Source organism: Amycolatopsis sp. NPDC051371 (assembly GCF_040682155.1).
Classification (GTDB): domain Bacteria; phylum Actinomycetota; class Actinomycetes; order Mycobacteriales; family Pseudonocardiaceae; genus Amycolatopsis.
The window spans coordinates 62931-82339 of record NZ_JBFBAG010000005.1 but is presented as its reverse complement, the minus strand read 5'-3'; the positions used below and the strand labels follow the sequence as shown (position 1 = coordinate 82339).

Genomic DNA, 19409 nt, shown 5'->3' with positions numbered 1-19409 from the left:
CCGTGCCCATGCCCGGCCCGGACACCCGCGTCGTCGAGATCCGCGTAGCCGGGCTCGTGGGCACCAGTGGAGAGACCCTGCTCGACGCGGTCTCCACCGTCGACGTCGCCGGCGACGGGCTGGGCCGGGTGATCCGCCCGGCGGACCGGCTGCGACGGCCGGCGCCCGGGCCCGTGCTGCCGGCTTTGGGCCGATCGATCCCGCGGACCCTCGAAGGCTACCTGTGGCACGGGATGACGTCCGGCGGCGCCGCGAAGGCGACCTGGGCGCTGCTGTTCCCGTTCTCCCTGGCCAACGTCGCGTTCTGGATGCTGCCGCCGGTCCCGCCGGGCCGCCGGCTGCCGCGCGTGCTCGGCGCGGTGTGCCGCGGCCTGCTGCGCGTCGGCGCCCTGCTGCTGACGATGCTGCTGATGGGCCAGCTCGCGGCGATCGCGCTCGACCTGTTCGCCACGCAGTGCCTCGCGCCCGGGTCCGGCTGCCTGCCCGTGGTCCCCGACGTCCTCCGCTCGGTGCCGGCGCGCATCGCGGTCGGCGTCCTGCCCCTGCTGGCCGTGATCTTCGTGCTGCACCGGATCTCGTCGGCGACGTGGGCGGTGCACGCCGACGGCGACCTGACCCAGGGCCCGCTGCGGATGCGCGCCGACCCGGAGACGCCGGCGCTGCGCTGCCTGCACACCGTCGCGGCGCTGGCCTCGGTCGCGCTGCTGCTGCTCGGCGGGCCGTTCCGGGTGCCGGGCGACGGCTTCGGCCTGGTGGTGTGGATCGTCACGCTGGCGCTGGTCCTCGCGACGGTCGTCGCGGCCGCGATCGGCGTCGACACCGGCCGGTTCGCCCGCCCCGGCGTGATCGGGCTGGCCGCGCTGCTCGTCGTGGTGGCCGCGGTGCGGCTGCGACCAGGCCCGGGTCCGCTGCCGGGGACCAACGGCGTCGTCGAAGGGCTCGGCGCGGCCCTGGTCGCCGTCACGGTGCTGTTCGCGCTGTTCCTGGCCCCGGCCGCGCTGCTGGCCCGGCCCGGCTGGGTGCACAAGCCGCGCCGACTGCGGCCGTGGCTGGGCGGCTGGGCGGCCGCGCCGGTGCTCGCGCTGGCCGGCCTGCTCGGCGGCGGGTTCGGCGCCGGCCTCGCCGAAGCGCTCCGGCGGCTTTCCGGCGCGGAGCACCTGCGGGTGCCCGACACGTACCTGCTGGTCACGGTCCTGTGGGGCGCCGGACTGGCGCTGGCCGGGGTGCTCGCCGTGCTGGGCTTCGCGGTCGCCGTCCCGCTGCGCCGGCTGCGTCGCGGCGTCCCGGCGATCGTCGAGCTGATGGAGCACGACGAGCGCCAGGAGGCCCAGGCCGCGGCGGCGTGGGCGCGCTCGGCGTGGGAGCGGCGGCACCTGCACCACCTGGCCCTCACGGTCGCGTCGGCGATGTCCGCGGGTGGCGCGGCGCTGCTGGTGCTGCGGTTCGGGTTCGGGCTGGTCCCCGGCTGGTTCGGGCCGCTGTCCGCGATCGGCGTGGTCGCGCTCGGCGCCCTCGCCGCGGGCCTGCTGCGCGTCGTCTACACGGCCGCGCGGACCCCGCAGCGCAGCCGGCACCTCGGGGCGCTGGCCGACCTCGTCTGCTTCTGGCCGCGGGCGGCGCACCCGACCGTGCCGCCGTGCTACGCGCTGAAGGTCGTCCCCGAGCTGGCCGCGCGGGCGCGCGAGCACCTCGCCGAACCGGGGACGCGAGTCGTGCTCTCCGGCTACAACCTCGGCAGCCTGCTCACGGTCATGGCCGCCGCCCGGCTGGCGGCCGAGCTGCCGGCGGCCGACCTCGAACGCGTCGGCGTCCTCACCGCCGGCTCCCCGCTGCAGTGGGGCTACCAGCGCGCTTTCCCGGCGCTGCTGCCGCAGGAATCGCTCGAAACGCTCTTCGCCGACCTGGACGGCCGCTGGCGCGCGCTGTGCCGCGGCACCGACATCTTCGGCGGCGGCGTGACGACCTGGCGCCACGAGGTCTCCGACCGGCAGCTCTACGGCGTCGGCTACCAGCCCGAAGGCGGCATCGGCCCCCTGAAGGCGAAGGCCGACGCGAACGGCGTCCTCATCCTCGGTGGCGACCACTGGCTGCCGGACCCGCTGCGCGGCCCGACCGGGCGGCACCGCTGGGCGCCGGGGGTGCTCAAGCACCAGGACTACGTCGTCGACGCGGAGTGGGACCACGCCGTCGCTATGGCCGCCGGCCTCGGCAAGCCGTCCGGCGGCGAACAGGGCCTGCTCTTCGGGGACTTCTCCGGAAAGCCGTGAAGGCCCCCTTCCCGGCTTCTTGAGCCGGTAAGGGGGCCTTCGTGGAACTTCGGGCTAGCTCAGCCTCACTCGGAAGCCTTGCGGCGGAACTTCAGCAGCGCGAGCAGGCCGCCACCGCCGAGGATCAGCAGGGCCGCGATCCAGACCAGCCACATGTTGTCGAAACCGGTGTTGGCCAGGCCGCCACCGGTGCCGGACTCGTTGCCCGCCGGGACGACGGCCGGAGCGGTGGTGCTGGTCGGCGAGACCGAGGTGTCCGAGGTCGCCGGGGCAGTCGGCTTGACGCTCGTGGTCGGCGTCGACGGCTTGGTCGGCGGCGTCTTGGTGTCGGTCGGCTTCGTGGTCTTGGTGCCACAGACGAACCACTTGTCGATGGTGGTTTCCTGACGGTGGCTGGTCAGCGTCGGCTTCAGGTCCTTCCAGGGGGCCTTCGGCGACAGCTGCTTCTTGCCGGGGATGTACTCGTTGAACCCGTCGTCGCCACCGATGACGACGATGCGGGTCACGGTCACACCCTCGTGGACCTTGGTGATCGTCAGGGTCTTCTGGCCCACGCCACCGCTGAAGTCGACGTCGTCCTGGGTGATCTTGTCCTGGTTGTCCGCGCACTTCGAGTGGCTGCGGTCCGGGATCGGATTCGATCGGTCGTCGGGGCTCCAGCAGGCCAGCGCGGAGCCGGCGGTGCCGATGAGGGCGGCGGTGGTCAGCGCCATGATCGCAACGGCGCCGCGGAAGGTACGTCTGCGCATTCGGAACTCCTGATACCGGCGGGGAGAGAGCACTTGCGAAATCTGGGGTCACGAAGCCACCGAGTGTGTGAATCACGCTGCTGTAATTCACCCGTCGGTGGCACGCGAAGGATCGAAAGGTATCGCACGTCACTCGACCGGCTACACCGGGTCCCCTTTTAGGCACGAAACGCAAGATCGTCCGATGTGAAGTCCCCCGAAAAAGCCCCGTCGGCCTGCGCGAACGCAGATCGACGGGGCTTCACGATCGGGTGGGTGAGACTAGGCCTCCGGAGCCTTGACGGGCTGCTCGTCGAGACCATCGGCCTGCCGCTTGCCGAGCAGCGAATGCCGCCGGCTGTAGCCGAAGTAGATCACCACGCCGATGATCATCCAGGCGACGAACCGCAGCCAGGTCAGCACCGTCAGGTTCAGCATCAGCCACAGGCAGGCGAGGATCGCCAGGATCGGGATCAGCGGCACCAGCGGCACCTTGAACGCGCGGGGCAGGTCGGGGCGCGTCCGGCGCAGGATCAACACGCCCGCCGAAACCAGCACGAACGCGAAGAGCGTGCCGACGTTGACCATCTCTTCGAGCTTGTCCGCCGGGAAGAAGCCGGCCGCGAGCGCGACCAGGCCGCCGACGATCAGCGTCGCGCGCTTCGGCGTGCCGTGCTCGCCCGTCTTCGCCAGCCCGCGCGGCATCAGGCCGTCGCGCGACATCGCGTAGATGATCCGGACCTGGCCCAGCATCAGCACCATGACGACGGTGGTCAGGCCGGCCAGCGCGCCGAAGGAGATGATGTTGGCCGCCCAGTCGACGCCGTTCGCGGAGAACGCCGTGGCGAGCGTCTTGTGGCTGCCGTCGCCCGCCGAGGTGGCCAGGTCCTTGTACGACGTCATGCCGACGACCACCAGCGAGACCGCGACGTACAGCACGGTGACGATCGCCAGCGAGCCCATGATCCCGCGCGGGACGGCCTTCTGCGGGTTCTTCGTCTCCTCGGCGGTAGTCGCGACGATGTCGAAGCCGATGAACGCGAAGAACACCAGCGAAGCGCCGGCCAGCAGGCCGAAGACGCCGAACGAGCTGCTCGCGCCGCCCGCGATCAGCGAGAACAGCGACTGGTCGACGCCGGTCTGGCCCGCGCCGCCGGTCTCGCCCGGCGGGATGTACGGCGTGTAGTTGGAACCCTTGATGTAGAAGATGCCGAGGATGATCACGAACAGCACCACGGCGACCTTGATGCCGGTGATCACCATCGAGACCCGCGAAGACAGCTTCGTGCCGACGGCCAGCAGGATCGTCAGGATCGCGACGACGACCAGCGCGCCCCAGTCGACGGTCACGCTCCCGATGTCGAACGTCGTCTTGGCGCCCTTGCCGAACAGGTAGCTCAGCACGGTTTCGAGGTAGACCGACCAGCCCTTGGACACCGCGGCCGCGCCGACGGCGAGCTCGAGGATCAGGTCCCAGCCGATGATCCACGCCATGAACTCGCCGAACGTGGCGTAGGAGAACGTGTACGCGCTGCCCGCGACCGGCACGGTCGAGGCGAATTCGGCGTAGCACAGCGCCGCCAGCGCGCACGCGATCGCGGCGAAGACGAACGCCAGCGAGACCGACGGGCCGGCGTAGTCACCCGCCGTCCGCGCGGTGAGCGTGAAGATGCCGGCACCGATGACGACCGCGACCCCGAACACCGTGAGGTCCCACGCGCTCAGGTTCCGCCGGAGCTTGGTATCCGGCTCGTCGGTGTCCGAAATGGACTGCTCGATGGATTTAGTGCGCCACAATCCCGTTCCGGGCACCGTTGACCTCCTGCGGCTGGCCTGCGTGTATCGCGGTAGGTCACCCTATCGGGTCAGACGCGTGACGGCTCGCCGAGCGATCGGCCTACTTCGCGAGACTGCGGTCGAGATCCGGCTCGAGGTAGATCAGCTTCGCCACGGGCACCTTGGCGCGGACGCGGGCCTCGGCGTCGTCGATGGCCGAGGCCAGCTCGGCGGTGTCGAGGCCGGGGACCATCGCCAGCTTCGCCGCGACGAGCAGCTCGTCCGGCCCCATGTACTGGGTGCGGATGTGGATGACCCGCTCGACCTTGCCCGCGGCGAGCTCGTCGACGATCGTCGCGAGCACCGGCTCGTTCGCGCCTTCGCCGATGAGCAGGCTCTTCATCTCGACGATGAGGATGATCGCGATGACGCCGAGCAGCGCGCCGATCGCGAGGGTGCCGACCCCGTCCCAGACGGGATTGCCGGTGATGACGGACAACCCGACGCCGAGCAGCGCCAGGACCAGGCCGATCAGCGCGCCGGCGTCCTCCAGGAGGACGACGGGGAGCTCGGGCTCCTTCGCCTGGCGGATGAAGCCCCACCAGCTCGCGTCGCCCTTGATCTTCTTGGACTCGCCGATGGCGGTGTAGAAGCTGTAGCCCTCCAGGCCGACCGCGACGACGAGGATGATCACGGCGACGATCGGCGATTCCAGGGGCTCCGGGTGGCCGATCTTGTGGATGCCTTCGTAGATCGCGAACGCGGACCCGAGGGTGAAGAGCATCAGCGCGACGATGAAGGAGTAGAAGTACCGGTCGCGGCCGTAGCCGAACGGGTGCTCCTTGTCGGCCGCGCGCTTCGACGTCTTCTGGCCGAGCAGCAGCAGGCCCTGGTTCGTGGTGTCGGCCAGCGAGTGCACGGACTCCGCGAGCATCGACGACGACCCGGTGACGAGGAAGCCGACGAACTTCGCGGCCGCGATCCCGGCGTTCGCCCCGAGCGCGGCGATGATCGCCTTGGTTCCGCCTCCAGCTGACACGACCGCTCCCCTGGTTGGTCCTGAATGTCCGGGTGGAGCCTAATAGGACGGCGTGCCCGCGACCGTCCCGCCCGGGCTAACCGGCCGCCGACCGGGTGGATCGGCGGGACCGCCGGCCGGTGGTCCCGCCCGGGCGACGGCGGCGGACTCCCCGCACCGCCGGTTTCTGTCGTACCCCTCCGCTACCGTGACTCTCCCTGCTCACCAGCCTGGGGAAAGGTGACATGGCGTCCTTCGCCGTCCTCGGTCCGCTCGCGATCGAAAGCCCGCCGGGGCACTGGGTCGCGTTGCGCGGCGACCGGCAGCGCACCCTGCTGGCCGTGCTGCTGCTCAACGCCGACCAGTACGTCCACGTCGACGTGCTGGTCGAAGCGCTGTGGCCGGAGCGGCCGCCGAAGTCCTACGCCTCGAACCTGCACACCTACCTCTCGCGGCTGCGCGAGCGGATCGACGGCCTGCGCGTCGAGCACGGGCCGCTCGGCTACCGGCTGTGCGTCGAGCCGGACGAGCTCGACCTGCTCGTCTTCCGGTCGGCCGTCGCCGACGGGCAGCGGGCCGGGGACGCCCTCGCCGCGGCGGGGCACTACCGGCGGGCGCTCGCGCAGTGGCGGGGGCCGGTGCTGGCCGGGCTGCACGTCCCGCGGCTCGACGCCGACGTCGCGCGGCTGGAGTCCGAACGCCTCGCCGTGTTCGAAGACTGCGTGGACGCTGAACTGACCGCCGGCCGCCACGGGGAGCTGACCGGCGAGCTGCAGGCCATGATCACCGAGCACCCGCTACGGGAACGGCTGGCCGCGCAGCTGATGATCGCGCTGCACCGGGCCGAGCGGCAGGGCGACTCCCTGGAGATCTACCGGCGGCTGCGGACCACGCTGATCGAGGAGCTCGGCGTCGAACCGGGCGCCGAGGTGCGGCGCGTGCACGCGGCCGTCCTGCGCGGTGAAGACCCGATCCCGCGCATGCCGCCGCCGGTCTGGCCGGTGTGCCAGCTGCCGCCGGACATCGCGGACTTCACCGGCCGCGACGCCGAGCTCGCCGAGCTCACGGCCGCGCTGGGCAGCGGCGCCGGCGTCCCGCTCGCCGTGCTCAGCGGTGAACCGGGCGCGGGCAAGAGCACCTTGGCCGTGCGCGCCGCGCACCGGCTGCGGGCGCGGTTCCCGGACGGTCAGCTGTACGTGCCGCTGGGCGGGCGTGACGTCGGCGAGGTGCTGGCCGACCTGTTGCGCGCGCTCGGCGTGCCCGGCCCGGCGGTGCCGGACGACGTCCGCGCCCGCGCCGCGGTGTTCCGCGGCCGGCTGACCGACCGGCGGGTGCTGGTGGTCCTCGACGACGCCGGCGACCCCGAACACGTCCGCGCCCTGCTGCCGGGCACCCCGGGCTGCGCGGTGCTCGTCACGAGCCGGCAGCGCCTGAGCGGGCTGGCCGGCGCGCACCGGCTGTCCCTCGGTCCGCTGTCCGACGACGAAGCCACCGAGCTGCTGAACCGGCTCGCCGGCGCACGCGTGGCCCGGGAGCGCGCCGACGCCGGCCGGATCGTCGCGGCGTGCGCGAGGCTGCCGCTGGCGCTGCGGATCGCGGGCAGCCGGCTCGCCATCCGCCCGCACCTGCGGCTCGGCGAACTGGCCGACCGCCTGGAGGACGAGGTCCGCCGCCTCGACGAGCTGACTGTGAGCGACCTGGCCGTCCGGAGCAGCATCGCGCTGAGCCACGAAGCTCTCCGGCCGCCGGCGCGGCGCGCGTTCCGGCTGCTCGGGCGGTGCCGGCTCGTCGACCTGCCGGCGTGGGCGGTCACGACGCTCATCGGCGACGACGCCGACGAGGCGGTCGAAGAGCTCGTCGAGGCGAGCCTGCTGGAGGCACGCGGACCGGACGCCACCGGCGAAGGCCGCTACCGGATGCACGACCTCGTCCGGCTGTACGCGGCGGAAGGGCCGCCTGAGCAGGGCAGCGGAGCGTCGACGGTGCTGGCGGCGACCCTCGCGCTGGCCGACGCGGCCGCGGCCCGCCTGCCGCGCACGGTGCCGATGCCGGCGATGGCCCACGAGCCGTTCCCACAGCCGTTGCCGGGTGCTTTGGTCGAGCGGCTGTTGGAACGTCCGGAGGAATGGTTCGCGGCCGAGCGCGCGAACCTCGTGCGGCTCATCGGGTCGCTCGACGCGCGGGAAGCGTTGCTGTTGCTGGACAAGCTGAGCGTGTACTTGTACCTGCACGGGCACTACGCCGACATGAGGGCGGCGTACGAAACGGTCCTGGCGGCGACGGACGACCGCCCTTCGGCGGCGATCGCCGAGGCGAACCTGGCTCTGTTGAAGCACGCGCGCGGACAGTACGAGGAGGCGGCCTCGGCGTACCGCGAATGCGCGAAGGAGCTCGAAGCCCACGGCGACCTCCACACGCACGCGTGGGTTTCGGCGAATCTCGCGCACTGCCTAATCGGGCTGGGCCGCGCCGAAGAGGCGCTGCAGACCGCTCGCTCTCTGTCCACTCTGGACGATCAGCTGGTCCGGGAGGCGGAGTCGGCGGCGCTGTTGCGACTGGGCCGGGTGGCGGACGCGCGCGAGGTCGACCGGGTCGCCTTGGCATCGGCGCGGGCCACGGGTGACCCGCGCCGGATCGGCACGGCGTTGCACGGGTTCGCGTGGTCGTCCCTGCTGACGGGCGACGGCGCGGAGGCGGTGGCGGCGATCGCGGAGTCGGTGGAGCTGCTGCGAGGGACGATGGCCCGCTCGGCCTTGGCGAAGTCGTTGCGCACGCTGGGCGCGATCTCGGCGGCGACGGGCTCGCGTGACCGCGCGACGGCGGCGTTCGAGGAGGCCCGCGACCTGGCCAGAGACCTGGACGAGCGGCCCCGGGAGTTGTCCTGCACTCGCGCTTTGGCGGCAAGCTGGATCGGCGAAGGCCGCGCGGCGCAGGCGATTCCGGTGCTCCGGGCGTGCTTGGACGAGTTCCGCGAGATGGGCGGCAGGTCCGCGACCGGCTTGACGTGGCTGGTTCTGCGGCGGGCGTACGAGGCGGTGGGTTCCCCGGACGAGGTTTCGGAAGCGGCCGCCGAAGCGGCGGTTCTGGCCGATCCGCGCGACGCGAGCGCAGCGGCCCTGCGACGGGCGTTGCTCGCACTGGCGGACCGCGCCTGACCCCGCCACTCCGCCCGACCGTGTCGTCCGCCGATCTCGCGTGATGCCCCTCGAATCACGCGAGATACCCCGCCAATCACGCGTGATGCCCCTCCAGACACGCGAGGTCCGCCCTCAATCACGCAAGTCCCGCGCCCAATCACGCAAGTCCCGCGCCCAGACACGCGAGACCCGCCCTCAATCACACGAGTCCCGCGCCCAGTCACGCGAGATCCACGCGCGGGATACCCCTCCAGACACGCGAGACCCGCCCCCAAACACACGAGACCCGCCCCCAAACACCACCGAAGGCAGCTCTCTCGCACCGCGCCGCCGGCTCAGCCCTCCCCAACCGGGCACCGAACCAACCCCCGCCCCGGCGCACCCGGCAAGAACGCGGGGTGGTGCCGCCCCCTCGCGGCACCACCCCCAGCCCATGGGCGCCGGGCGTTGCCGACCGGCGCCACCCCCAGCGGACCGGCTGCGCGCGTCGGCGCACCAGGGTCCCCCCCTTGGTGTCGATGGTTGCCGATGCCGCCACACGGAACGCACACAGAACCACCAAGCGCAGAACGACGAAGGCCACCACCGGAACTCCGGTGGTGGCCTTCGAACAAACTCCGTCAGTCCTCGCAGTTTCCCGCGGTCGCGCGGAACAGCTGGGCCCGCGCACCGTCCAGCGGGCGCACGCGCACCGGCGGGTCCGCCGCCGGCAGCCACACCGACTGGCCACGGCGCAGCTCGACCTTCTCGCCGTCGTCGGCCGTCACGAGCAGGTCGCCTGCCGTGCACAGCAGGATCTGCGGGCCCACGCTGTCAACCGAGATTTCGTCGTCCTGGCCCGCCGCCCACTCGACGCGCGACAGCTCGAACTCGGGCGCGTCCGTGCGGTACACCGACAGACGGTCGCCGCTGTCGCCGCACTGGACCGGCATCTCGCCGCACGCGAAGTCGACCACGCGCAGCAGCTCCGGGACGTCCACGTGCTTCGGCGTCAGGCCGCACCGCAGGATGTTGTCCGAGTTCGCCAGGATCTCCACGGCCGTGCCGTGCAGGTACAGGTGCAGGTTGCCGGCGGGCAGGTAGATCGCCTCGCCCGCGCGCAGCGTCAGCCGGTTCAGCAGCAACGCCGCCAGCACGCCCGCGTCGCGCGGGTGCGCCTCGCCGAGCTCCAGGATCGTCCGGCACTCGGCCGCGAACTCACCGTGCTCCTGGACGTGCACGACGCACGAGTCGAGTACCTCGGGCAGCAGCGAGTCCAGCGACGACTGCGGCAGCGTGATCCACGTCGTGAACAGCGCCCGCAGGCCGAACGGGTCCGGCTGGGCCTCCAGCAGCCCGGTGTACTTCGCCAGCCCGGGCGTCTCGATCGCCTTCAGCAGCTTCACCGTGCGATCCGGCTCGCGGAACCCGGCGAGCGCGTGGAATTCCGTCAGCGCGCAGACGAGCTCCGGCTTCGCCGTCGGGTCCGGGTAGTTGCGGTTCGACGCGTCCCGCGGGATGCCCAGCTTCTCCTCGCGGGCGTGCCCCTCCGCGGCCTGTGCCGCCGACGGGTGCGCCTGCATCGACAGTGGCTCCTCCGCGGCGAGGATCTTCAGCAGGAACGGCAGCCGCCCGCCCCACCGCTTCGCGCACCGCTCGCCGAGCTGCCGCACCGGGTCGGCGTCGACCAGCTCGAGCAGGCTCCGCTCGGTCCCGTCGGGGCCGATGACGTGCGACGGGTCGCCCGGGTGGGCACCCATCCACAGCTCGGCCTCGGGGTGCGGCGCGGGTATCGGACGGCCCAGCAGCTCGGGGATCGCCGTCCGCGATCCCCAGGCGTAGGGCCGCACCGCGTTGCGCAGCAGCTCCACTGTCACCTCAACTCCACTCCTTCGGCGCCGGCCGGGGCCGGTGCTCGGCGGGTCTCACGCCGTCGCGGGCGCGAAGCGGCCCGCGCCGCCGATGCTGCCCGCCGCCAGCCCGAGATAGACCGCCGCCAGTTCGAACCGCAGCGCCAGCACCGCGGCCCGCACGATTTCGTCGGCCTCGATCTCCTCGGCCGGGGCGATGACCTCCGCCCCGGGCAGCAGATCCTCGGCCTGGAAGCGCGCCGCGTCCGTGGCCGGACCGGTTCGCACCGAGAGGAGCAGCACCCGAGTCGGGATGTCACCTGATGGATCGTCCGGATCGGCGAAGATGTCACGTTCCGCGCCACTCGAAAGTGCGGCCCGCCGCAATGCGGGACGCGCCAGAGCCTGACGATAGTCCTCGACGTCACAGACGGTAGCAGCGTGGGCAGCAAACGCGTGCGCAGCGTGTTCGCCGACGGCGACCGCGACCGGGTCCAGACCCCACAGCAGGGGCACGCGGTCCGCGACGCGCAGCGCGAGCGCCTTGGCCGGGTTCGCGAACGACTCCCGGGCCAGGTAGTCCTTCTCGGCTTCCAGGTCGAGCTGGTCGGCCAGCTCCTGGACGTCGGAGACCAGCAGGCCCAGCGCGTTCGCGGTGAGCAGCCCCGCGGCCAGGCCGCGCGGGAACGCCAGCTCCGGCGGCACCGGGATGCGCGGCGCCAGCAGCAAGCCCTTGCCCGCCACGGCGGCCGCGACCGGACCTTCGGCCGGCGCGGAGAGCACGACCGAGGCGCCGAAGCGCGCGGCGCGCTCCAGCGACGCGGCGAGCTCGCGGTCGCCGGGGTCGTCGGTGTGCGCGAAGACGACGTCGAGCGCGCCGATCCAGCTCGGCACCACCTCGGCGACGACGACCGGCACCGGGCACGACGGCGTCAGCAGCGCCGCGAGCAGCCGGGTGAGCGTCCGGCTCACGCCCGGCCGGTCGATCAGCACGAGGGCGCGCGGGCGCCCCACGTCGAGTCGGTCGGCCAGCCCCATCTCGGCCGCGAGCTCGGCGGCCGCCCGCACCTGGGCGCCGGCCATCGCGGCAGCTCGCAGCAGCCCCGCGCTGTCGGCCTCGGCCAAACGCGCGGCGTCGTCGAGCAGCGAGTCGTCAAGCACTGTCGGCATCGGATTTTCCGGCGTCGCCCGGCAGGGTGGCCTCGTCGAGGAGCAGCACCGGGATCCCGTCACGGACCGGGTACACCCGGCCGCATTCGGTGCACGTCAGTGCGTCGGCCTCGGGGTCGTCCGGCGCACCGGGACGCAGCGGGGCGTGATCGGGCGACGGGCACGCCAGGATCTCGAGGAGCTGGGCGTCGAGCGTGAGGGCCATGGTTCCTCCATACCACGCGATGAGGTGTGGTGAAGGGCACCTTCCGGACACAGTTGGGCCCGGAAGCCGCCCTCCACGGGACGGGTCAGCTGCGGATGATCGCGAGTACTTCGTCCACCAGCCCCTGCACGGCCTCGGCGTTCGCGGCCTCGACGTTCAGCCGGAGCAGCGGTTCGGTGTTCGAGGGGCGCAGGTTGAACCAGGCACCGCCCGGCAGCTGGACGGTCAGTCCGTCGAGCTCGTCGAGCTCGACGCCGGAGCGGACGCCGAAGGCGTCCTTGACGGCCATCATCTTCGCGACCTGGTCGTCCACGGTGGAGTTGATCTCACCGGAGGCCGCGTAGCGCGAGTACGCGCTGGTCAGGTCGGACAGCGGGCCGTCCTGCTCGCCGAGGGCGGCGAGGACGTGCAGGGCCGCCAGCATGCCGGTGTCGGCGCGCCAGAAGTCGCGGAAGTAGTAGTGCGCCGAGTGCTCGCCGCCGAAGATGGCGCCGGTGCGGGCCATCTCGGCCTTGATGAACGAGTGCCCGACGCGGGTGCGGACCGGCTTGCCGCCGTGCTCGGCGACGATCTCCGGCACGCCCTTGGACGTGATCAGGTTGTGGATGACCGTGCCGCCCGGGTCCTTCGCCAGCTCGCGGACGGCGACCAGCGCGGTGATCGCGCTCGGCGAAACCGGCTCGCCGCGCTCGTCGACGATGAAGCAGCGGTCGGCGTCGCCGTCGAAGGCCACGCCCGCGTCCGCGCCGACCTCGCGCACCTTCGCCTGCAGGTCGACGATGTTCGCCGGGTCCAGCGGGTTGGCCTCGTGGTTCGGGAAGCTGCCGTCGAGCTCGAAGTACATCGGGACGACGTCGATCGGGAGCCCGTCGAAGACGGTCGGGACGGTGTGCCCGCCCATGCCGTTGCCGGCGTCGACGACGACCTTCAGCGGCCGGTTGCCGGACAGGTCGACGAGGTTGCGCAGGTAGGCCGCGTAGTCGGCGAGCACGTCCCGCTCGCTCGTGGTGCCCCGCTGGCCTTCGAACCCGGGCACGCCCTGCTCGACGGTGTCGCGGATCTCGGCGAGCCCGGTGTCCTGGCCGACCGGGGAGGCGCCGGCGCGGCACATCTTGATGCCGTTGTACTTGGCCGGGTTGTGGCTCGCGGTGAACATCGCGCCCGGCAGGTTCAGCGAACCCGAGGCGAAGTAGAGCTGGTCGGTGCTGGCCAGCCCGATGCTCACGACGTCGAGCCCCTGCGAGGTGACGCCCTCGGCGAAGGCCGCGGCCAGGCCCGGCGACGAGTCGCGCATGTCGTGCCCGATCACCACCGCCGGCGCTTCCGGTTTGATGAGCAGGGCGAACGCGGCGCCGAAGTCGCGGACGAGCGCCGCGTCGAGCTGCTCGCCGACCACGCCGCGAATGTCGTAGGCCTTCACGATGCCCGAAAGGTCTGGCACGCCGTCTCCCCGCGAATAGTCGTCCCGGCGCCCGCTGCGCCGCGCGGAAAGCCTACCGGCGGTGGTGGTGGGTTACGCGTTCAGGCGCGACCGGGGAGGACGCGCAGGTGCCCGCGGCGCCCGGAGGGGCCCTCGGGCTCGGGCGCGGGGGCCGGTTTGCCGGGGCGGCCGGCCTCGCGCACGGCCTCGGCCAGCGCCGTCAGCTCGTCGGCCGACGGGTCCGGCGCGGCGAAGGCGCCTTCGTGCCGGACGACTTCCCAGCCCTTGGGGACGGTCAGCCGCAGCGCGTGGGCTTCGCAGAGGTCGTACGAATGCGGCTCGGAAGCGGTGGCCAGGGGGCCGACGACGGCGGTGGAGTCGCTGTAGGCATACGTCAGCGTGGCCACAGCCGGCTCGAGACAGCCGGTACGCGAACACTTCCGTACGCTCCGCACGATCCGAAACGATAGCGCGTCGCCGCAAGCTAGTAGGAGCGACACGCGCTGGGACGTGCCGACCGCATAGACTTCCGGGGTGGCGACGGCTCGTGATTACCGACAGCGGCGGCGCTCGCGACGGGACCGGCACGGCCGGGGCCTGCGCGGGACGCTGTACCCGGCGACCCTGCCCGCCGCCGCGAGCCGTGCGGAGAGGTTCGACGCGCTGGTGCTCGACGCGCTGGAGCCGATCGAGGCCCGGTGGCGTCACGAGCTGACGAAGCTCGACGTGGCAGTGGACGACGTACCCGAGGTTCGCGAGAACGGCCGGGCGCCGTCGGACGGCGTGCTGCACGACGGCGCGGTGCCGTTGTCGCGGCTGGTACCGGCGGGGGTGGACCGGACCGGGCTGCCGACGCGGGCGCGGATCGTGCTGTACCGGCGGCCGTTGGAGGCGCGCGCGAAGGACCCGTCCGAGCTGGCCGACCTGGTGCACGACGTGCTGGTCGAGCAGGTGGCCGGGTACCTCGGCGTGGAACCGGACGTCATCGAAGGCGAGTAGCCCCGGTCCCGAGCGCCCCAATGTGGCCTTCGGTGCGTTCAACGCACCCAAGGCGGCCTTCGGTGCGTTGAACGCAACCAAGGCCACATTGGGGCGCTGGGAACTCAGGGGCGGCGGCGGGCCGGGACCGCCGTCAGCAGCGTGAACAGCACCGCCGCCAGCTGGGCCAGCAGCAGCAGGTTCCGTTCCGTCCCCGGGAACTCCACCGTCACCTCGGACGTCGACGGCGGCACCGACACCGCCACCTGGTGACCCCAGGCCGGCACGATCGGCACGCTCTTCCCGCCCACCGACGCCTTCCAGCCCGCTTCCTGCTCCGCCGCGAGCACCAGCAGCCGTCCGGTCGGCCCGTCGGACACCCGGACGCGCACGTCCGGCAGCCCCGCCTGGACCGGCGCCACGCCCGGCGCGTTCCGAGGCGCGCCGCCGCCCGTCACCGCCGCTTTCGCCTGTTCGGGCGAGATCAAGATCACCTGTCCGGCCGGCGGGAGCAGCCGAAGCACGCCGCGGCCGTCGGACGTCGGCGCGGCCACCGAGACCAGGTCCTTCGCCAGCGGCACGTACGCCTGCGGGTCGACGCCCCCCGGCAGCACCACGAACTGCACCCCCGCGGCGGCCGCGGCGGCGAACGCGCGCTGGACCGCCGCCGCGTCGCCTTGGCCGAGGTCTCGGCGCCAAGAAGCCAGCCGGGCCGGGGTGCCGGGCGTCGGGGCCAGCTCGTCGTCGCCGTAGTGGGGCAGGCGGCCGCTGATCTGGCGGGTCGCGTCCGGGGCGAGGTCGAGCACCGACCGGCCGGACGCGGACACCTCGGCCGAGACCTCCGGAGCGAGCGAAGGCCGCTCGCCGGCGCGCAGCGGCCCCTGACCGCCGACGACCACGGCGCCCGCCGCCAGCGCGAGGAACACCCCGACCCCGGCGACCGCGAACACCTTCGGCAGCCACGTCGCGGGCACCCCGGCCGAACCGCCGCGCTGCCACGAGCCGAGCACGACCCACAGCAGTCCGGCGCCGACGATCAGCAGCGGCACGCCGGCGTGGCCGTGAGCCGGTGAGCCACCCTGCATCGGCGGCGCCGTCACGAGCCGCACGAGGACCAGGCCGCCGGCTCCCAGCGCGGCCAGCGCGAGCCCGCCCGCCGCGAGCTTCGTCGGGCGGACGACGATCGCGATCAGGGCCGCCGCGATCACCGCGACGCCGATCGGCCATGCACCCGGGCCGCCCGGGTCGAGCCCGGCCAGGTCGGTGCCGGACACCGCCGAAGCCGCCCCGCCGAGTCCCTGCACCAGCAGCTCCGGGTGCCGCAGCAACACCGTCGGCCACGGCAGCAGCAACGCCAGCGGCAGCAGCACGACGATGCCGACCGACGCGATCCGCCGCGCCAGCCCGGTCGGCGCGGGCAGCACCACGAACCCGATCAGCAGCCCGGCGAGCGCGAGCCCGTGCGCCAGCGGGGAGAACGCGCCGAGCAGCGCCACCCCGAACGCCGAGAGCGCCGACACGTGCAGCCACCGCGTGTCCGCCCGGATCAGCAGCCCGGCGATGCCCGCGGCCACGAGCGGCAGCACGAGGTGCACCACGACGACGTCGAGCCGGCCCTGCGCGACCCCGGCGGTCGCGGCGGGCAGCAGCGCGTAGGTCGCGGCGATGACCGCGCGAACCCAGCGGCGCACGCGCAGCCGTCGCGTCGCCGCGTACGCGCTCAGCGCGGCCAGGGGAATGTCGCCGAGGAGCAGGATCGCCACCAGTGCGGCCGGGCCGCCGATCGGCGCGAACACGGCGCCGAGCGTGCCGAGCACCGGCAGCGTCGCCGACGCGGGCGCGCCCGTGCCGCCGGCGATCGCGTGCCACGGCGTCAGGTACGACGACCAGAGTTCGCCGAGCCCGCCGACCGGCAGGAGCTTGCCGCCGAAGAGGTCGAGGCCAAGCCGGGCGCGGTTGACGACCAGTCCCAGCGCGGTCATCACGACGAGCAGCACCACCGGCGGCGCGAAGATCGTCGCCGCCAGCACGCGGCGCCGGTTCACCTCGACGAAGACGATCTCCGGCTCTTCGACGGCGACTTCGGTGTCTTCAGTGTCTTCGGTGGCGGGAACAGCTTCGGGCGCCGCGGTTTCCGGCAGCGTGACGGCGACGAGCGTGCCCGGCCGCCGCAGCCCGGAACCACGCGAGCTGAGCCCGCGCAGGGCGCCGGCGGGCAGCGCGTCCGGCCCGACCGGACGGCCCGCTTGGGAGTGCATCGCGCGCGCGTCGAGCGCTTCGGGCGTCACCCACGCCGACTCGGTTTCGACGGTCTCGGGCACGCGGCCGAGCGCGACGTCTTCCTCGACGCCGCGGCGGACCAGCCCGACGACGCCGGCGCGCACGGCGTTGCGCAAGCGCGTCACGCGTCCGGTGAAGAGCCCGCGAACCGTGCCAGGCCGCGGATTCCGCCGCCGGCGGGCGCGTGCGGCGCGCAATCCGCCGTGTCCACTGAGGAGGTACGTCGCGGCGGCGAACTCGGCCCGCGCTTCCCCGGTGCGGCGCAGCAGGACGAACGCCAGCGCGCGCAGTAGGGACAGCAGCGGGAGCCGGATCATCCCCAGCCAGAAGGAAAACGGCGAGCAGTTCACGAGGAACACGCGCAGCCCGTGAGCGCGGTTCGCGGCCGCGAGCGGGACGGCGACGGCGTCCGCCGTGCGCTGGCCGGTGGTGACGGCGCGCGCGTGGCGCACCCGCGCGGTCGGCACGGACAGGACGAGCCCGCCGGCGGCGTTCGCGCGCCAGCCGAAGTCGAGATCCTCGCGCAGCAACGGGAAACCGGGGTCGAAGCCGCCGAGCTCGTCCCAGGCGTCGCGGCGCACGAGCGAGCCGGCGCTGGGCACGGCGAGCACCTCGGCCGGCTCTTCGCCGAGCGCGGCGACCTGCTGGCGGTGCCCGGACGCGTCGGTGGACAGGCCGGCTTCGACGATCAGCCGCGGGTCGGTCCAGTCGAGGCCCAGCGAGCCGAGCACGGTCGCCGACGGTGTTTTGGTGGCGACGCGCAGCAGTTCGTCGAGGCAGTCGGGTTCGGGCGCGCAGTCGTCGTGCAGCAGCCACAGCCACGAACCGGGATCGCCCCAGCGTTCGGTGGCGTGCTCGACGGCGCCGGCGACCGCGGCGGCGAACCCGGTGTCACCCGGCAGTGTGATGACGCCGGAGAGGACGGGCGCGGAATCCGGGCCGGGATCGGCGGCCGCCTCGGCGAGCAGCCGCGGGGTCGCGTCGGTGGAACCGGTGTCCACGGCGAGCACGTGCCGGGGCCGGACAGTGCTGCGGCGCAACGAAGAAAGCGCCAGCGGCAGCCAGTTCTCGCCGTTGTGACAGACCACAATGGCCAGAACGGGCGCGGTGCGCAGGACGGGCGGCGTGGCGGTGCGGGGCAACGACTGCTCCAGATCAGGCGGCGGATCGGTGCGGCCACCCTACGGCCCCGGTCCGTCACCCGATGGTGAACCCACGCCGAGTGTTCACCTCGTGGAATCACCGGTGACGCGACGCATCACCGGTGAGTCCCCCTCTAGACAGCCCGTTTCTTCAGCTTCCGGCGCTCCCGCTCGGACAGACCGCCCCAGATGCCGAAGCGTTCGTCCTTGGCCAGCGCGTACTCAAGGCACTCGTCCTTGACCTCGCAGCCCAGGCAGATCCGCTTGGCTTCACGGGTGGAGCCGCCCTTCTCGGGGAAGAACGCCTCCGGGTCCGTCTGCGCGCACAGGGCGCGTTCCTGCCAATCCTGCTCTTCCTCGGTGGCATCGATGAGCTCGGTGAGATCTCCCAGAGCCTGCTCCGGGATCTCGCCCCAACTCATGACGTGCCCCCATTCCTTACCATCGGCTTCCAACCGCACGTCCGCCTCCTCGCTCCCTAGCACTCCCCAGGCTGGCGGTGGTGAAACGACACTCGCTGTCCCCTCGACAACGAATGACATCACTGTGATTACACCCGTGTAGTGCGGTCAGGTCAAGCGGAGTAGCGAGTTCGGGGGACGTTCGGGCCCGATCGCGCAAGGGGACACGCCGGTAACTTCACACCGGGCATACGGAAGACTGGAGACGTGCAGAAGTCAGCAGTGCGCCCCAGCCCGGTCTTCCTCGGCATCCTCGCGCTCACCGTCGCCGGTGGCGCGATGGCCGCGTTCGGTGACATCAACACCGTTTTCGTCCGCGACCGCGACCCGCTGCTCATCGCCGGCGTCGTGATCTTCGTCGCCGCCGGCTGGGTGGCGTCGCTGTCGCTGCACGAGTTCGGCCACGCGATGGTCGCCTACCGCGGCGGCGACTACAGCGTCGCCCACAAGGGTTACCTGACCCTCGACGTCCGGAAGTACACCGATCCGGTCCTGTCGATCATCCTGCCGCTGATCTTCCTGATCATCGGCGGCATCCCGCTCCCGGGCGGCGCGGTGTGGATCAACCGCGGCGCACTGCGGTCGCGCGGGACGTCGTCATGGGTGTCGCTGGCCGGCCCGCTGAGCAACCTCGCGGTCGGCGCGGCGCTGGCCCTGGTGGTCTCGCTGGTCCCGATGGCCGGCGGCCTGGTGATCGCGATGTCCTACCTGGCGCTGCTGCAGATCGTGACCTTCCTCCTGAACATCCTCCCGATCCCGGGCCTCGACGGCTGGGGCGCGATCGAGCCGTACCTGCCGCCGCGGGCGCGGGAGATCGGAGCCAAGGTGCGCCCGTGGGCGCCGATCATCCTGTTCGCGATCCTGTGGTTCTTCCGCCCGGCGAACACCGCCTTGTGGGAGGCCTCGTACTCGATCTTCGGCGCCTTCGGCGGCTATGTGGACGGTGCCCAGATCGGGTTCAGCGTGTTCCAGTTCTGGAACTGAGGTCGGGGCCGGGC

Annotated in this window: 14 protein-coding genes; 4 read left to right on the top strand and 10 right to left on the bottom strand. The window is 72.7% G+C overall.

Features of this window, described 5'->3' with window-relative positions:
* The first annotated feature begins 8 nt into the window (after nt 1–8).
* Nucleotides 9–2267 (top strand): hypothetical protein, encoded by a 2259-nt coding sequence (locus tag AB0M59_RS08705; RefSeq protein ID WP_364611460.1) that lies wholly within the window; start codon nt 9–11, stop codon nt 2265–2267.
* Nucleotides 2268–2332: 65 nt separating this feature from the next.
* Here AB0M59_RS08705 and AB0M59_RS08700 read toward each other — a convergent pair whose 3' ends face one another.
* From AB0M59_RS08700 to AB0M59_RS08690, 3 genes are all read right to left on the bottom strand, one after another.
* The gene (locus AB0M59_RS08700; RefSeq protein ID WP_364610914.1) at nt 2333–3016 is read right to left on the bottom strand and encodes an LPXTG cell wall anchor domain-containing protein; all 684 of its coding nucleotides are present in this window, start codon (nt 3014–3016) and stop codon (nt 2333–2335) included.
* Between the two features lie 261 nt (nt 3017–3277).
* A complete protein-coding gene (locus tag AB0M59_RS08695; RefSeq protein ID WP_364610912.1) occupies nt 3278–4807 on the bottom strand; it encodes an amino acid permease in 1530 nt (509 codons plus the stop codon).
* An 85-nt stretch (nt 4808–4892) separates the two neighbouring features.
* A complete protein-coding gene (locus tag AB0M59_RS08690; protein WP_364610910.1) occupies nt 4893–5810 on the bottom strand; it encodes a cation diffusion facilitator family transporter in 918 nt (305 codons plus the stop codon).
* Between the two features lie 224 nt (nt 5811–6034).
* Between AB0M59_RS08690 and AB0M59_RS08685 the strand changes: the two genes are divergently transcribed.
* Nucleotides 6035–8944 carry a BTAD domain-containing putative transcriptional regulator gene (locus AB0M59_RS08685; protein WP_364610908.1) on the top strand — a complete coding sequence of 970 codons (2910 nt, stop codon included), beginning with the start codon at nt 6035–6037 and terminating at the stop codon, nt 8942–8944.
* Between the two features lie 602 nt (nt 8945–9546).
* On the opposite strand, the gene manA is transcribed toward AB0M59_RS08685, so the two are convergent.
* The 5 genes from manA to AB0M59_RS08660 all read right to left on the bottom strand — a co-directional run bounded on the left by manA (nt 9547) and on the right by AB0M59_RS08660 (nt 14005).
* Complete coding sequence (gene manA, locus AB0M59_RS08680; RefSeq protein ID WP_364611457.1) at nt 9547–10776, bottom strand: mannose-6-phosphate isomerase, class I; 1230 nt, start codon at nt 10774–10776, stop codon at nt 9547–9549.
* A 54-nt stretch (nt 10777–10830) separates the two neighbouring features.
* Entirely contained in the window at nt 10831–11925 is a 1095-nt protein-coding gene (locus AB0M59_RS08675) for a hypothetical protein (RefSeq protein WP_364610906.1), read from the bottom strand.
* The gene (locus AB0M59_RS08670; RefSeq protein ID WP_364610904.1) at nt 11909–12130 is read right to left on the bottom strand and encodes a Trm112 family protein; all 222 of its coding nucleotides are present in this window, start codon (nt 12128–12130) and stop codon (nt 11909–11911) included. Before AB0M59_RS08670 ends, AB0M59_RS08675 begins: the two co-directional genes overlap by 17 nt.
* An 85-nt stretch (nt 12131–12215) precedes the next feature.
* A complete protein-coding gene (locus tag AB0M59_RS08665; protein ID WP_364610902.1) occupies nt 12216–13571 on the bottom strand; it encodes a phosphomannomutase/phosphoglucomutase in 1356 nt (451 codons plus the stop codon).
* An 80-nt stretch (nt 13572–13651) separates the two neighbouring features.
* A complete protein-coding gene (locus AB0M59_RS08660) occupies nt 13652–14005 on the bottom strand; it encodes a DUF3499 domain-containing protein (RefSeq protein ID WP_026468546.1) in 354 nt (117 codons plus the stop codon).
* 79 nt (nt 14006–14084) lie between these two features.
* Here AB0M59_RS08660 and AB0M59_RS08655 point away from each other — a divergent pair, with 79 nt between their 5' ends.
* Nucleotides 14085–14549, top strand: a complete 465-nt coding sequence (locus AB0M59_RS08655) for a metallopeptidase family protein (protein ID WP_364384953.1) — start codon at nt 14085–14087, stop codon at nt 14547–14549.
* 104 nt (nt 14550–14653) lie between these two features.
* On the opposite strand, the gene AB0M59_RS08650 is transcribed toward AB0M59_RS08655, so the two are convergent.
* Both AB0M59_RS08650 and AB0M59_RS08645 read right to left on the bottom strand, forming a co-directional pair.
* On the bottom strand, nt 14654–17950 hold the full coding sequence (locus AB0M59_RS08650) for a glycosyltransferase family 2 protein (RefSeq protein WP_364610899.1): 3297 nt from the start codon (nt 17948–17950) through the stop codon (nt 14654–14656).
* 134 nt (nt 17951–18084) lie between these two features.
* Nucleotides 18085–18372 carry a WhiB family transcriptional regulator gene (locus tag AB0M59_RS08645; RefSeq protein WP_247063648.1) on the bottom strand — a complete coding sequence of 96 codons (288 nt, stop codon included), beginning with the start codon at nt 18370–18372 and terminating at the stop codon, nt 18085–18087.
* A 261-nt stretch (nt 18373–18633) separates the two neighbouring features.
* Between AB0M59_RS08645 and AB0M59_RS08640 the strand changes: the two genes are divergently transcribed.
* On the top strand, nt 18634–19395 hold the full coding sequence (locus tag AB0M59_RS08640; protein ID WP_364611454.1) for a site-2 protease family protein: 762 nt from the start codon (nt 18634–18636) through the stop codon (nt 19393–19395).
* The last annotated feature ends 14 nt before the right edge of the window (nt 19396–19409 follow it).